The 15283-nt window shown below is 60.3% G+C and carries 15 protein-coding genes and 1 tRNA gene; 9 read left to right on the top strand and 7 right to left on the bottom strand.

Translation table 11 applies throughout. From position 1 onward, the window contains the following. Positions 1–130: 130 nt before the first annotated feature. From J1D76_RS12505 to J1D76_RS12495, 3 genes are read left to right on the top strand one after another with little or no spacing between them, the layout of a single operon-like run. Entirely contained in the window at positions 131–1426 is a 1296-nt protein-coding gene (locus J1D76_RS12505) for a murein hydrolase activator EnvC family protein (RefSeq protein WP_421138611.1), read from the top strand. A gap of 34 nt (positions 1427–1460) precedes the next feature. Beyond that, positions 1461–2780, top strand: coding sequence for a S41 family peptidase (locus J1D76_RS12500; protein ID WP_421138610.1), 1320 nt, complete (start codon positions 1461–1463; stop codon positions 2778–2780). Position 2781: 1 nt separating this feature from the next. Continuing rightward, a complete protein-coding gene (locus J1D76_RS12495) occupies positions 2782–3558 on the top strand; it encodes a divergent polysaccharide deacetylase family protein (protein WP_421138609.1) in 777 nt (258 codons plus the stop codon). 124 nt (positions 3559–3682) lie between these two features. Here the strand turns inward: J1D76_RS12495 and J1D76_RS12490 are convergent, their stop codons facing one another. The 7 genes from J1D76_RS12490 to J1D76_RS12460 form a co-directional block, all read right to left on the bottom strand. After that, on the bottom strand, positions 3683–4438 hold the full coding sequence (locus J1D76_RS12490; protein WP_421138608.1) for a substrate-binding periplasmic protein: 756 nt from the start codon (positions 4436–4438) through the stop codon (positions 3683–3685). A 78-nt stretch (positions 4439–4516) separates the two neighbouring features. Continuing rightward, entirely contained in the window at positions 4517–5287 is a 771-nt protein-coding gene (hisF, locus tag J1D76_RS12485) for an imidazole glycerol phosphate synthase subunit HisF (protein ID WP_007897430.1), read from the bottom strand. 9 nt (positions 5288–5296) lie between these two features. Continuing rightward, complete coding sequence (gene hisA, locus J1D76_RS12480; RefSeq protein WP_027617356.1) at positions 5297–6034, bottom strand: 1-(5-phosphoribosyl)-5-[(5-phosphoribosylamino)methylideneamino]imidazole-4-carboxamide isomerase; 738 nt, start codon at positions 6032–6034, stop codon at positions 5297–5299. Positions 6035–6076: 42 nt separating this feature from the next. After that, positions 6077–6334: a DUF2164 domain-containing protein gene (locus J1D76_RS12475; protein WP_150702700.1), complete on the bottom strand. Its 258-nt coding sequence runs from the start codon at positions 6332–6334 to the stop codon at positions 6077–6079. Beyond that, on the bottom strand, positions 6335–6973 hold the full coding sequence (gene hisH / locus J1D76_RS12470) for an imidazole glycerol phosphate synthase subunit HisH (protein WP_421138607.1): 639 nt from the start codon (positions 6971–6973) through the stop codon (positions 6335–6337). It lies immediately after the preceding gene. After that, complete coding sequence (hisB, locus tag J1D76_RS12465) at positions 6973–7566, bottom strand: imidazoleglycerol-phosphate dehydratase HisB (protein ID WP_003218037.1); 594 nt, start codon at positions 7564–7566, stop codon at positions 6973–6975. Before hisB ends, hisH begins: the two co-directional genes overlap by 1 nt. A 254-nt stretch (positions 7567–7820) precedes the next feature. Then, positions 7821–9485 carry an OFA family MFS transporter gene (locus tag J1D76_RS12460; RefSeq protein WP_421138606.1) on the bottom strand — a complete coding sequence of 555 codons (1665 nt, stop codon included), beginning with the start codon at positions 9483–9485 and terminating at the stop codon, positions 7821–7823. 234 nt (positions 9486–9719) lie between these two features. Between J1D76_RS12460 and panM the strand changes: the two genes are divergently transcribed. From panM to J1D76_RS12430, 6 genes are all read left to right on the top strand, one after another. Further along, entirely contained in the window at positions 9720–10124 is a 405-nt protein-coding gene (panM, locus tag J1D76_RS12455) for an aspartate 1-decarboxylase autocleavage activator PanM (RefSeq protein ID WP_421138605.1), read from the top strand. Between the two features lie 78 nt (positions 10125–10202). Continuing rightward, positions 10203–12434 (top strand): AsmA family protein, encoded by a 2232-nt coding sequence (locus J1D76_RS12450; RefSeq protein WP_421138604.1) that lies wholly within the window; start codon positions 10203–10205, stop codon positions 12432–12434. Beyond that, positions 12431–13498 carry an A/G-specific adenine glycosylase gene (gene mutY / locus J1D76_RS12445; RefSeq protein ID WP_421138603.1) on the top strand — a complete coding sequence of 356 codons (1068 nt, stop codon included), beginning with the start codon at positions 12431–12433 and terminating at the stop codon, positions 13496–13498. Before J1D76_RS12450 ends, mutY begins: the two co-directional genes overlap by 4 nt. Continuing rightward, entirely contained in the window at positions 13495–13767 is a 273-nt protein-coding gene (locus tag J1D76_RS12440; RefSeq protein ID WP_421138602.1) for an oxidative damage protection protein, read from the top strand. Before mutY ends, J1D76_RS12440 begins: the two co-directional genes overlap by 4 nt. A 91-nt stretch (positions 13768–13858) precedes the next feature. Beyond that, positions 13859–13934, top strand: a tRNA-Phe gene (locus J1D76_RS12435). A 255-nt stretch (positions 13935–14189) separates the two neighbouring features. Beyond that, complete coding sequence (locus tag J1D76_RS12430; RefSeq protein ID WP_421138601.1) at positions 14190–15269, top strand: hypothetical protein; 1080 nt, start codon at positions 14190–14192, stop codon at positions 15267–15269. The last annotated feature ends 14 nt before the right edge of the window (positions 15270–15283 follow it).

Raw genomic sequence — 15283 nt, 5'->3', positions numbered from 1 at the left:
AGCAGCCTCGCTCCTACATGGGTTTTCGGCGTTTTTCGGTCCAGTTATCACACAGTCAGAAATGGGCATTTTTTTTGCCGTCCATGGCGGGCATACTAGGCCGTCCCTTTCCCTGGTGCCGCCCGCCCCTATGCTTCGCGTCCTGATAGCCCTAGCCCTGACATGCCTGCTGCAACCGGCGTTTGCCGACGAGCGCGCAGACACCCAACAACAGTTGGACGCCACGCGTCAGGACATTGCCGAGCTGAAGAAACTGCTGGGCAAGCTGCAGGAAGAAAAGTCCGGCGTGCAAAAAGACCTCAAGGGCACCGAAACCGAGATGGGCAAGCTCGAGAAGCAGGTCGACGCCCTGCAAAAAGAGCTGAAGAAAAGCGAATCCGAGCTACAGCGCCTCGATACAGAGAAAAAAAAACTCCAGAGCGCGCGCACTGAACAGCAACAACTGATCGCCATGCAGGCCCGAGCGGCCTACCAGAATGGTCGTCAGGAATACCTCAAGCTGCTGCTCAACCAGCAGAATCCGGAAAAATTCGCCCGCACCCTCACCTATTACGACTACCTGAGCCAGGCCCGACTGGAGCAGTTGAAGAACTTCAACGAAACCCTGCGCCAACTGAGCAATGTCGAAAAAGACATCTCGATGCAACAGGCGCAATTGCTGGTGCAGCAAAGCAGCCTCGACAGCCAACGCGGCGAACTCGAAAAAGTCCGCCAGGAGCGTCAGAAAGTCCTGGCCAAGCTCAATGACGATGTAAAGGCTCGTGACCAGAAACTGGCGGCGCGCGAGCAGGATCAAGCAGACCTGTCTAAAGTCCTTAAAACCATTGAAGAAACGCTGGCCCGCCAGGCCCGTGAGGCAGAAGAAGCGCGGCAAAAAGCGCTGATTGCCCAGCAGGAAGCCGAAAAAAAGCGTTTACGTGAGGCCCAGGCGCAGGCAGATGCCAGCGATGACGCCCCACGCAAACCGGTCAAGTCGACCCCTGGCGCGCTGGTTTCCAGCGCCGGCGAGACCTTTGGCGGTCCGTTTGCATCAACCCGCGGCAAACTTCCCTGGCCTGTCGATGGTCGACTGTTGGCGCGCTTCGGTGAAAGCCGTGGCGACGATGCCCGGACCAAGTGGGACGGGGTGATGATCGGCGCATCTGCCGGCAGTGCGGTGCATGCCGTACACGGCGGTCGCGTGGTGTTCGCCGACTGGCTGCGCGGTGCCGGGCTGCTGGTGATTCTCGACCACGGCAACGGTTATTTGAGTTTGTACGGTCACAACCAGACGCTGCTCAAGTCTGCGGGTGACGTTGTAAAAGCCGGTGAGCCTATTTCCACGGTCGGTAACAGTGGCGGACAAGACACACCAGCGCTGTATTTCGCAATTCGTCAGCAGGGTCACCCGAGTGATCCGGCGCAATGGTGCCACGCGCAAGGATAGGCGTTGAGTCACCTACATTAGGAGTTCGTTCGACATGCTGCATTTGTCCCGCCTTACCTCGCTGGCCCTGACGATCGCTCTGGTGATCGGCGCGCCTCTGGCGTTTGCCGCTCAACCAGCCCCGGCGGTTGCGCCTGCGGGCACTGCTGCGACCACCAAGGCGCCACTGCCGCTGGAGGAATTGCGCACTTTTGCCGAGGTGATGGACCGGATCAAGGCCGCCTATGTCGAACCTGTGGACGACAAGACCCTGCTGGAAAACGCCATCAAGGGCATGCTCAGCAACCTTGACCCGCATTCGGCCTACCTGGGCCCCGAAGATTTCGCCGAGTTGCAGGAAAGCACCAGCGGTGAGTTCGGCGGCCTGGGCATCGAAGTCGGCGCCGAAGACGGCTTCATCAAGGTGGTGTCGCCCATCGATGACACCCCGGCCTCCAAGGCTGGCATCCAGGCCGGCGACTTCATCGTCAAGATCAACGGCCAGCCGACCCGCGGCCAGACCATGACCGAAGCCGTCGACAAGATGCGCGGCAAGATCGGCCAGAAAATCACCCTGACCCTGGTTCGCGATGGCGGTACGCCATTCGACGTGACCCTGGCCCGCGCCGTCATCCAGGTGAAGAGCGTGAAGAGCCAGTTGCTCGAGTCTGGCTACGGCTACATCCGCATCACCCAGTTCCAGGTCAAGACCGGCGAAGAGGTCTCCAAGGCCTTGGCCAAGCTGCGCAAGGACAACGGCAAGAAGCTCAAGGGCATCATTCTCGACCTGCGCAACAACCCGGGCGGCGTGTTGCAGGCCGCAGTGGAAGTGGTCGACCACTTCATCACCAAGGGCCTGATCGTTTACACCAAGGGCCGCATCGCCAACTCCGAACTGCGCTTCTCGGCCACCGGCAAGGACGAAAGCGAAGCCGTGCCAATGGTCGTGCTGATCAACGGCGGCAGCGCCTCGGCCTCGGAAATCGTCGCCGGCGCCTTGCAGGACCAGAAACGCGCCGTGCTGATGGGTACCACCAGCTTCGGCAAGGGCTCGGTACAAACCGTGTTGCCGCTGAATAACGATCGCGCCTTGAAGATCACCACGGCGTTGTACTTCACGCCGAACGGCCGCTCGATCCAGGCCCAGGGCATCGTGCCGGACATCGAAGTGCGCAAGGCCAAGATCACCAGCGAGCAGGACAGCGAGTACTTCAAGGAAGCCGACCTGCAAGGCCACCTCGGCAACGGCAACGGTGGCGTCGACAAACCGACCGGCTCCAGCGGCAAGGCCAAGCCAATGCCACAGGACGATGACTACCAACTGGCCCAGGCGCTGAGCCTGCTCAAAGGGCTGAGCATCACGTCCGGACGCTGAGATGTTTCTGCGGTTACTGATGGGTCTGCTGTGCTGCCTGGCGGGTGTTGTTCACGCAACCCCCGCCTCGCCCACTGCGCAAAAAGCCTACCTGACGCTGATCATCGATGACCTGGGGCAAAACCTGCCACGGGATCGCCGCGTGCTGGCCCTGCCAGGCCCGGTGACCACGGCAATCATGCCCGACACACCCAATGCCACCGAATTCGCCCGCGAGGCCCATCGCGCGGGCAAGATTGTCATCCTGCACATGCCCATGGACCCGGCCACCGGGCCGTTTGCCTGGCATCCCGAACTGCCCATCGAAGAACTCGAAAAGCGCCTGAACGCCGCGTTCAAAATGGTCCCTTACACCAGCGGCATCAACAACCACATGGGCAGTCGCATGACCGCACAACCGGTCGCCATGGCCTGGCTGATGGCGGAATTGCAGCAGCGACACAAATTCTTCGTCGACAGCCGCACCAGTGCCCAGACCGTGGCCGCCGCCCAAGCGCAGAAAATCGGCCTGGCGAGTGTTTCGCGAGATGTGTTCCTGGATGACGAGCGTACCGAAGCGGCAATTTTCACCCAGCTACAGACGGCCATCAGCCTGGCACACAAGCAGGGGTCGGCGGTGATGATCGGGCATCCGTATCCACAGACGCTAGCGGTGCTGGAACGCGAATTGCCCAAGCTCAAGTCCCAGGGTATCGAGTGGATTGATATCAAGCAGATGATCAGCGTGCGCGGCAATCGGGCGACGGCGGCACATGGCAAGGATGGGGTGTACCGCTAGTTTGCTGCCGGCCCTTGTAGGAGCCGGTTTGCCGGCGAAGCTTTTTCGAAAATTGCACTGTCTGTAAGGCCGCCTTCGCTGGCAAGCCAGCGCCTACAGTCAGCGTTTACAACACGGGATGGCGTTAGAGATATCGCGCCATGATCTCGTCCACGTGGCCTTCCTTGCGCAGTTGATCGAGCGCGGCCTGGAGCTTGGCGACGATCTCGTCCGGCACTTCCTTGTTCAATGCCAGGTACAGCTCGGCACTGTTGAAGCGCAACACGGTTTTCAAGCCGTTGACGCCTTCCTGCCGTGCCAGGTAGCGCCCGGCCGGATCACCGGTGGCCCACAGGTCGATCTGGCCGTTGACCAGTTTTTTTGCATTGTCCTGATCGCGCAGCACGACGATTGGATTGAGGCCCTGCTTGGCCAGCGTCTCGGCAATCGCATCGCCTTTGTAGGCGCCGATCTTGAACTTGCGCGCGTCGTCCAGGGTTTGCAGGGTGATCTTGCTGTCAGCCTTGGCCAGCATGATCCAGTCATCCGGGCCGATAGGGCCGACCCACTTGAACAGCTTTTCGCGGTCCGGCAGCCGCGCCATGACAAACACACCGTAACCGGGCTTTTCCAGGGTGAGCTTGTAGATTCGCTCCCAGGGGAAACGCAGCGTCAGGCTGTAGGTGATGTTGGCGCGCTTGAACATCTCGCGGACGATGTCCACGGCGATGCCGTTGATGTTCTCGTCCTGAGCGAAGTTCTTGCCATTTTTCGCCATGTTGTACGGCGGGAAGTTCTCCGTCAGCAACACCAGGTCGGTATCGGGGTTGTCGGCGGCGTGTGCCCCATTGCTGAGCAACAGGGAAGCACTGGCGAGAACGAGAAGAAGGCGTCTAAGCATGTCTGGCTACCGAAATCCATGGCGTACCCAAGAGTGCCTTGGGCACGCCATGATGTCCACTGGCCTGCACTGGTTTGTTCAGCGCATCACGATGCCGCGATGGGCCATATAAGCCTTGGCTTCCTGCACCGTGTATTCGCCGAAGTGGAAAATACTCGCCGCCAACACCGCGCTGGCGTGGCCTTCAAGGATGCCGTCGGCCAGGTGTTGCAGGTTGCCGACACCTCCGGAAGCGATCACTGGAATGCCCAGCGCGTCGCTGATGGCGCGGGTGACGCCCAGGTCGAAGCCGTTTTTCATGCCGTCCTGGTCCATGCTGGTCAGGAGGATTTCGCCAGCGCCCAGGCCTTCCATTTTCTTCGCCCACTCGACGGCGTCGAGACCGGTTGGCTTGCGCCCGCCATGGGTGAAGATCTCCCAGCGCGGGGTTTCGCCCGGGCCAGACACTTTCTTCGCATCGATGGCCACCACGATGCATTGCGAGCCGAAATGCTGCGCGGCCTCACCAACGAATTCCGGGTTGAACACCGCGGCGGTGTTGATCGATACCTTGTCTGCACCGGCATTGAGCAGGTTGCGTATGTCCTGCACGGTACGCACGCCACCGCCCACGGTCAGCGGGATGAATACCTGGCTGGCCATGCGTTCGACGGTGTGCAGCGTCGTGTCGCGGCCGTCGACGCTGGCGGTGATGTCGAGAAAGGTAATCTCGTCGGCGCCCTGCTCGTCGTAGCGACGGGCAATTTCAACCGGGTCACCGGCGTCGCGGATGTTTTCGAATTTCACACCCTTGACCACCCGGCCGTTGTCCACGTCCAGGCAAGGGATGATGCGTTTGGCCAGCGCCATGGTCAGTCCTCAGCCTTTGTACGAATCGCAGAAAGCTTGCGCTTCGGCGACGTCGAGGGTGCCTTCGTAGATCGCCCGGCCGGTGATTGCGCCGATGATGCCCGGTGCCTTGGCGTCGAGCAGGGTCTTGATGTCACCCAGGTTGTGGATGCCGCCGGAAGCGATAACCGGGATCTTGGTAGCAGCAGCCAGCGCGGCGGTGAACGGTACGTTGCAGCCCTGCATCATGCCGTCTTTGGCGATGTCGGTATAAACGATCGAAGACACGCCGTCGGCTTCAAACTGCTTGGCCAGGTCGATCACCTGGATGGTGCTGATTTCAGCCCAGCCATCAGTGGCGACAAAACCATCCTTGGCATCCAGGCCGACGATGATTTTGCCCGGGAACGCGCGGCAGGCTTCGGCGACGAAGGCCGGGTCTTTCACAGCCTTGGTGCCGATGATTACGTAGCTCACGCCCGCTTTCACGTAATGCTCGATGGTTTCCAGGGAGCGGATACCGCCGCCGATCTGGATCGGCAGGTTCGGGTAGCGCTTGGCGATGGCAGTGACCACTTCGCCGTTGACCGGCTGACCTTCGAACGCACCGTTCAGGTCGACCAGATGCAGACGACGGCAACCGCCCTCCACCCACTTGGCAGCCATGCTCACCGGGTCATCGGAGAACACTGTGGAATCTTCCATGCGGCCCTGGCGCAGACGAACACAGGCACCGTCTTTAAGATCGATAGCGGGAATAATCAGCATCTGGCAAACCTTCAAATTTGAATGTTCAGCTTGGCTCGGAAATCAGTTTTTCTCGAGCGCCCACAGGTCGCTTTCGATGCTTTCGAACCTCTCTTTGAGGTGCGCCTGCACATCGAAAATCGCTCTGTTGTAATAGTGCGGAGCAATTTCACGGGTAAACAGCTCAAGAATTTCTGCCGCCTCGAACGAACCGAGGTCGAGTTCGAAGCGGTCTTCCATGAAACGCTTGATCTTGTGATTGGCCTCGTTCTCCTGCTCGGGAGTGAGGGTCAGGATCGGCGGCTTTTTCTTGACTGCCATTTACCAGCGACCGTCCCACGCAGCGAAGTTCTGCAACAACTGCAGGCCATGGGTATGGCTTTTCTCCGGGTGGAACTGCACGGCGAAACGCGAGCCTTCGGCCAGCGCCGCGGCGAAATCGACACCGTAGTGACCGCCGCCCACCACTTGGCGCGCATTGGCGGCAGCGATGTAGTAGCTGTGCACGAAGTAGAAACGCGCCATGTCCGGAATGTCGTGCCACAGCGGGTGGCTGACCTTCTGCTTGACCTGGTTCCAGCCCATGTGCGGGACTTTCAGGTGCTCGCCGTCTTCATGCAGGTCTTTGCCGAAGAACTTCACCGCACCCGGGAACAGGCCGATGCAGTCGACGCCGTCGTTCTCTTCGCTGGTGTCGAGCAAGGCTTGCATGCCGACACAGATGCCGAGGAACGGACGGTCCTGGCTGACTTCATGCACCAGCGAATCGAAACCGAGGCGACGGATCTCCGCCATGCAATCGCGAATCGCGCCGACGCCGGGGAAAACCACGCGGTCGGCTTCGCGAATCACGTTGGCATCGCTGGTGATCAGCACCTTGCCGGCACCCACGTGCTCGAGGGCCTTGGCCACCGAGTGCAGGTTGCCCATACCGTAATCGATAACCGCGACTGTCTGCATTACAGGACGCCCTTGGTCGAAGGCATTTGCCCGGCCATGCGGTCATCGAGCTCGACGGCCATGCGCAGGGCGCGGCCGAAAGCCTTGAACACGGTTTCGATCTGGTGGTGGGTGTTGGTGCCACGCAGGTTGTCGATGTGCAGGCTGACCAGGGCATGGTTGACGAAGCCCTGGAAGAATTCCTGGAACAGGTCAACGTCGAAGCCGCCCACGGTAGCGCGGGTGTACGGCACGTGCATTTGCAGGCCTGGGCGACCGGAGAAATCGATCACCACGCGCGACAGCGCTTCGTCGAGCGGCACGTAGGCGTGGCCGTAGCGACGGATGCCTTTCTTGTCACCGATGGCTTTGGCAAACGCCTGGCCGAGGGTGATACCGACGTCTTCCACGGTGTGGTGGTCATCGATATGCAAGTCGCCCTTGCTGACAATATCCAGGTCGATCAGCCCGTGACGGGCGATCTGGTCCAGCATGTGCTCAAGAAAAGGAACACCGATATCGAATCGGGCCTTTCCGGTGCCATCGAGGTTGATCGAGGCTTTGATCTGGGTTTCCAGAGTGTCGCGCTCGACAGACGCCTTACGTTCGGCCATCACCAGCTCCGCAAAATCATTGGGCGAAAAAGGCAGCCATTATAGGCGTGCGGGCGCCAAACAGAAACACGAGAGGTGATATCGCTGACGGAGTGAATTCGGGGGTGCCGGCGATAGACATGTCCATACAAGCCGGCATTCATTGCGAATGCACGGCTTTTGACCTTTTGTAGGAGCTGGCTTGCCAGCGAACTCGGCGTGCCTGGCACACCGCGTTGCAGCATTCGCCGGCAAGCCGGCTCCTACAGGGGGGGTTAGTGGAACAACACTGCCGTTTTCTGCAGGGTCACCCACACACCCCACGCCAGCGGAATGCCCACCACCAGCCACGCTGCAATCGCCAGCAGCTTGGTGCCCGGTGCGGCTTTCCACTCCAGCACGGTATTACTGTCGGCGCCTTTGTCATGGCCCAGCGCCTGCTCGGCAGCCAGTTCGGCTTCGGTCATGAAGTACTTGTCCGCCACCGGACGCACCAGCAGGTTGCACAGGAACCCCAGCACCAGCAGGCCGGCGAGGATGTACAAGGTAATGTCGTACGCGGCTGCGCGCTCGACGCCGATGCTCAGTTGATACTCGCGCAGGTAGTTCACCAGCACCGGGCCCAACACGCCCGCCGCCGCCCACGCCGTCAGCAGACGTCCGTGAATCGCACCGACCATTTGCGTGCCGAACAGGTCCGCCAGGTACGCAGGAACGGTCGCGAAACCACCGCCGTACATCGACAGGATGATGCAGAACGCCGACACGAACAGCGCAACGCTGCCCAAGTGACCGAGGTTCGGGATCAATCCGTACAGCGCAAAGCCCAAGGCAAAAAACACGAAATAAGTGTTTTTGCGGCCCAGGTAATCGGAGAACGACGCCCAGAAGAAGCGCCCACCGATGTTGAACAAGCTGAGCAGACCGGTGAAACCGGCCGCGATGGCAGCAATCGAGGCCAGTTGCGAGGCGTCGAGTTGACCGAACGCCAGGTCATTGCCCAGCAACTTGCCACCGAACACTTCCTGCAACAGCGGCGATGCCATGCCGAGGATGCCGATACCGGCCGAAACGTTCAGGCACAGCACCAGCCACACCAGGCGAAATTGCGGTGTTTTCCACGCCACATTCACGTGGACGTGACGGTGGGTGATCATCGCGTTCGAGGTTTTTTTCACCGGTGCGGTCCAGCCTTCAGGCTTCCAGCCAGTCGGCGGAACGCGGTAGGACAATGCGCCACCGATCATGAACACGAAGTAGATCGCGGCCATCACCAAAAAGCTCTGCCACACGCCAACACTGGTTGGCGAGGCGAAATGCCCCATCAGCGCCGCCGCCAGCGGAGCGCCGACCATCGCACCACCGCCAAAGCCCATGATTGCCATGCCAGTGGCCATGCCGCGCTTGTCCGGGAACCACTTGATCAGGGTCGAGACCGGCGAGATGTAGCCAAGGCCCAGGCCGATTCCGCCAATGACCCCGGAGCCGATCCACATCAGCCAGATCTGGTGGGTGTACACCCCCAGCGCCGAAATCAGCAGGCCGCCGCACCAGCACAGAGCCGAGACAACGCCGGCCTTGCGTGGCCCGGCATGTTCCAGCCAGCCACCCCAGATGGCGGCCGAGCAGCCGAGGAAGATGAAGAACAGCGTGTAGATCCAGCCGAGCATCGAGATCGGCCAGTCACACTGGGACGAAAAAACTTGTGCGATAAAACTCATGTCTGGCGCGCAGGCCACTGGCGCGGTGATGCCCAGCGCCTTGGACAGCGGCAACCAGAACACCGAAAAGCCGTAGGCCATGCCGATGCACAAGTGGATGGCCAGCGCGGCCGGTGGCACCAGCCAACGGTTGAAACCGGGCTTGGCGATGATCCGTTCCTTGGACAGGAACGCAGGCTGGCCGGCGCTGAGGCCGTCCGCCGTGATGCTCGTGGTCATTGTGTATCCCCCAATTATTAGTAGGGTTCGCCAGCCACAGTCCGCTCCCGGCCTTTATGCACGCAGGCATGACCGTTTTTTTTTCGGTGGAGCGCCTTGTTTGTGCGACAACAGGTCGCAGAAGGACGGACGAACGGGCAAAGGTTACCATCAGCAGGTGACAGAAAAACCAAACTGACATCACCTTTTGTACGTCATCTGATCTCCTTTGTGAGATCACGCACAGGAATCACCATGCCGATCATTGTCGAGCCGCTGCACCAAGCCACTGCCCAGGATCGGCAGGACCTGCAAAAAATTTACGCGGATGCCCCCGACTGGCTGTTCGCACCGTTTTGCGGGGACGCGCAGTTGATTGACCAGTGCCTGCGCGACGGCTCGCTGATCGCCGGTCGCTTCAACGACCGCCTGCTGGGCGCCGCTCGCCTGCAAAGGCACCAGGACGCCTGGCACTTGTCCCAACTATGCGTGCGAAAGATTACCCGTCGCCGGGGTGTTGCCGAGCGCCTGGTGGCCGAAGCCCTGAAACTTGCCACGCAATCAGGCCTGCCGCTGCGCTTGCTGGCGCCGGCCGGGCACTTGGAGGCGCAGGCACTGGCGGCCAAGCTGAACCTGCCGCTGGATTGTACGTCTGCGTGATCGCTGACCGGTCGTCCGTTCTGGAGCGCTATACTCCCCGGCTAAATTTCAAAATCGACTAACTACAAGGACTCGCCCATGAAAGCGTTCGGCAAAATCCTGGGTCTGGTACTTCTCGGGCTGTTGCTGATCATTGTGGCGCTGGGCTTTGCCCTGACCCACCTCTTCGATCCCAACGATTACAAAGACGAGATTCGCCAGATTGCCCGCGACAAGGCCCACATCGAGCTGACGCTCAATGGCGATATCGGCTGGAGCCTGTTCCCGTGGCTGGGCCTGGAGTTGCACGACGCCAGCATCGCGACCATGGTCAAGCCAAACGAGCCGTATGCCGACCTGCAGATGCTCGGCCTGTCGGTGCGCGTACTGCCGCTGCTGCGCCGTGAAGTGCAGATGAGCGACGTACGCGTCGAAGGCCTGAACCTGCGCCTGACCCGCGACAAGGACGGCCACGGCAACTGGGAAGACATCGGCAAGCTGCCACCGTCGCCAGACGCAAGCGCAACCGGCACCCCGGCGACCGCCAGCGCGCCCGCCCCGCAAACCGGCACTGCACCGGAAAAACCGCCTCAGCCGATCCGCCTGGACATCGACAGCCTGACTGTGAACAACGCACGGGTCGAATACAACGACGAGCAAACCGGCAAGAGCTTCAGCGCCGAAAGCATTCAATTGAGCACCGGTGCGGTGCACGACTCCGTCAACATTCCGGTCAAGTTGACGGCTTTCCTGTCCGCCAACCAGCCGGCGTTGCGCGTGCGCACCGAACTCAAGGGCGAGTTGCGCATTGCCCGTGCACTGCAACGCTATCAGTTCGAAGACATGCGCTTGTCCGGTGAAGTGACCGGCGACCCGCTACAAGGCAAGACCATGACCTTCTCCGCCCAGGGTCAACTGGTGCTGGACAAAGCGGCCAATGTCGCCGAGTGGACCGGCATCAAGATCTCTGCCAACCAACTGCGGGCATTGGGTGAGCTTAAGGTCAATGACCTCGACAAGACCCCACAGGTCAGCGGCGGCATCTCGATTGCCCAGTTCGACCTGGCGAAGTTCGTCGACAGCATCGGCCAGAAACTCCCGGCCATGGCCGAAGGCAGCCTGAGTAAAGTCGAGTTGGTCAGCCGACTGGCAGCGACGCCGACCACCCTGGCACTGGACAACCTCAACCTGAAAGTCGACGACAGCACCTTCAGCGGGCGCATCGCCGTCGAAGACTTTGCCAAGCAATCGCTGCGCGCCGTGCTCAAGGCCGACACGTTCAACGTCGACCGTTACCTGCCGCCGAAATCGACCGAGGCCAATAGCACCACGCAGGTTCGCCAGGCCGAAGTCGCCAGCACCGAAGCCGATGCCATGGCTGGCGCGGGCAGTTCGCCGCTGCCACCTGCACCGACCAAGGGCGCGTGGAGCATCGACCGCCTGCTGCCGGTGGAACGCCTGAGCAAACTCGATGTGGACGCCGACCTGACCTTCGGTCAACTGACCCTGGAAAAGTTGCCGATCGGCAATGCCGCGCTCAAGGCCACCGGCCAGGGCGGCCTGCTGACGCTGGCCAGCCTGCGTGGCGACCTGTACGACGGCAACTTCGAAGCCATGGGCACCCTCGACGTACGCCAGCAGACGCCTGCGCTGAACCTGCAGACCCGGATCAGCCGCGTGCCGGTGGAAAAAATCCTCGAAAGCCAGGGCAAGAATCCACCGGTCAAAGGCCTGGTCACGCTCAACAGCACCCTGACCGGCAACGGCAACAGCCAGAAAGCGCTGATCGAAACCCTGAACGGAAACGCCAGCTTCGTCATCAACAACGGCGTGCTGCTCAACGCCAACCTTGAGCAACAACTGTGCAAAGGCATCGCCACGCTCAACCGCAAAACCCTCAACGGCGAGCCACGGGGCAAAGACACACCGTTCCAGGAACTCAAGGGCAACCTGACCTTGCGTAACGGCGTGGCCAGCAACCCGGACCTGAAAGTGCGCATCCCAGGCATGACCGTCAACGGTGACGGCGACGTCGATCTGCGCGTGCTGGGCATGGACTACCGCGTCGGCATCATCGTCGAAGGCGATACCAGCGCCATGCCGGACCCGGCGTGCCAGGTCGGCGACAAGTTCGTCGGCATCGAATGGCCACTGCGCTGCCGCGGCCCGCTGGAACTGGGCGCCAAGGCTTGCCGTGTGGACAACGAACGCATGGGCCAGGTCGCGGCCAAACTGGCGGGCGACAGGATCAGCGAAAAAATCGACGAGAAGCTGGGTGACAAGGTCACCCCGCAACTCAAGGACGCGCTCAAGGGGCTGTTCAAGCGATGAGAGCCGAGCAGTTTTCAACGGCGGTGCTGGACTGGTTCGACCGCCATGGCCGTCACGATTTGCCATGGCAACAGGACATCAACCCGTATCGGGTGTGGGTCTCGGAAATCATGTTGCAGCAGACCCAGGTCAGCACTGTGCTGAACTACTTCGACCGTTTCATGGCTTCGTTGCCGACGGTCGAAGCCCTGGCCGCGGCACCAGAAGACGAAGTGCTGCACCTGTGGACCGGCCTGGGTTACTACACCCGCGCACGCAACTTACAGAAGACCGCGAGGATCGTCGTCGAGCAGTACGGTAGCGAGTTCCCCCGGGACGTGGAAAAGCTCACTGACCTGCCGGGCATCGGTTTGTCCACGGCCGGCGCCATCGCGAGCATCAGCATGGGCCTGCGCGCGCCGATCCTCGACGGCAACGTCAAACGCGTGCTGGCGCGCTTTACCGCGCAAGAGGGCTACCCCGGCGAGCCGAAGGTGGCCAAGCAGCTGTGGGCCAACGCTGAGCGCTTTACGCCGCACGACCGGGTTAACGCCTACACCCAGGCGATGATGGACCTCGGCGCCACGCTCTGCACCCGCAGCAAACCGAGCTGCCTGCTGTGCCCGCTGGAAAAGAGTTGCGAGGCGCACAGGCTTGGCCTGGAAACCCGCTACCCGATTCCCAAGCCGCGCAAGGCCATCCCGCAAAAGCGTACCTTGATGCCGATGCTCGCCAACGCCGAAGGCGCGATCCTGCTTTACCGTCGTCCGTCGACGGGCCTGTGGGGCGGATTGTGGAGCTTGCCGGAGCTCGACGACCTCGACGACCTGCCACACCTGGCAAACCAGCACTCGCTGGCCCTGGGCACACAACAGGCGCTGCCGAGCCTGGTGCACACCTTCAGCCATTTTCAGTTGTCCATCGAACCCTGGCTGGTCCATGTCCAGGAGAGCGGCCATCACGTGGCCGAGGCCGACTGGCTCTGGTATAACCTCGCCACCCCGCCGCGCCTGGGCCTTGCCGCCCCGGTCAAGACCTTGCTCGAACGCGCGGCCGCCGTATTGAACGCAGGAGAGTCGTCATGACCCGCACCATCATGTGCCGCAAGTACAAAGAAGAATTGCCAGCCCTGGAACGCCCCCCGTTCCCGGGCGCCAAAGGCCAGGACATTTTTGATCATGTCTCGGCCAAGGCCTGGGCGGACTGGCAGAAGCACCAGACCCTGCTGATCAACGAAAAACGCCTGAACATGATGAACGCCGAAGATCGCAAATATCTGCAGGGCGAAATGGACAAGTACTTCTCCGGCGAGGATTACGCCAAGGCTGACGGCTACGTGCCGCCGTCGGAATAACCCCCGGATTCCGTAAGCGACGGAATTAATTTAAGAAATTTTAAAAAAGTCGTTGACGTAAATCCGAAAAACCCTTTTAATGCGCCCCGTTGCCCAGATAGCTCAGTCGGTAGAGCAGGGGATTGAAAATCCCCGTGTCGGCGGTTCGATTCCGTCTCTGGGCACCAAATACCGAAAACCCTGAATCGCAAGATTCAGGGTTTTTTTATGCCTGCGATTTGATGGGGCATTGATTCTGTCGCCTTCGTAGCGACAATTTCCCAGCCAATACCCTTTCGACGCTGCCATCCCGGCTTGGTCTGTCAGAACGCTCTGCGCGCATTCAAGGAAATGGACGACATACGCCCGTTAACATTTTTTTGCAAAATCAAAGGAGGAGCTGCCGCATAACCGGGAGCAGAGACACGACAGGGATCTAGACAATGAACGGTGCCGTTCGACCAGACGTCAAAAACAATGATTTTTTTTCTGAGCAGGAAATCAGAACGTTCAGTTTTGATTGTCAGCAGTCAGCGTTGCTTCATACCCTCACCGAAGAACTGGCCACTTTCGGTGGGCCGCAGGTACCGGGGGCGAAGTCCAGAACTGCTTTGTCCGCCATCGAATTGAGACTCTCGTTTTCGAGAGACCAATGCGAACTGCTGGATACCTATTCCGATGGGCTTGTCTCCTTGCTGATCTTTGAAGGCCTGCAAAAGTTCTCCGACGCCAGCCCTCCAAACGAATTACCGGACCAGGCATCCCTGGAAACCCTATACGACGTTCTCTACCTGGCCGCTCGCAATCAGATCCTGTTGCAACTGGTGGACAACATTGCCTTCGCCTACGACATGGACAATGAAGGAAAACTGATTCGACTGGTGGCCAACTTCAAGGGTGGAGGGCTGACCAGAATCCCTGTTGAGCCAAAAATGAAAGAACTAAGCTCCCACTCCGGCCTGGCGCTCGGCCCGCACACCGAGGCGCCCTACTGGTGCGCCATAAACGCGAAAGACGGACACTCCCCCTCCCCGTCGTCATTGATACTTTCAGCCTTGTGGAACCCGAGCCTGGAACCGACCATCGTCATTCCATTGCCACCTGTGCTGGAAAAAATCGGTATAACCCATTGCCTCGCGCTGACTACAGGAAGCTTTCAGTTCACCCGAAGCGATTCTTTCGTCAGCGGTAAAGGTGGGGCTGGGCGCAATGTTTCGATTCTGGAGTTCGATGAAAACGTCGGCGTCGCGGCCCGCTTCAACTCCTACCGATTTTCGGCCAACGACAATGCCTCACATGCCATCAAAAAGGCCTATGCCGCCCTTTGCGAAGGTGTGCGCGAAGCCACCCCGATCGAATACACACTGACGCAAGCGTCAGCCATGCTCATCAATAACGTTCGGGCGCTACACGGCCGAGACGTCATCAAGGACAACAGACGAGTGCTTGTCCGCCTATTTGGACTGTCGAAATTTTCGACTCCCATCGTCATTTCAGAAGACCCAATGAAACTGCAAGGCTGACTTATGAACTTGCC

Source organism: Pseudomonas sp. NFX15 (genome assembly GCF_049132105.1).
GTDB lineage: Bacteria > Pseudomonadota > Gammaproteobacteria > Pseudomonadales > Pseudomonadaceae > Aquipseudomonas.
Note: the sequence above shows the minus strand (reverse complement) of the source record. Positions and strands in the feature narration are given on the sequence as shown.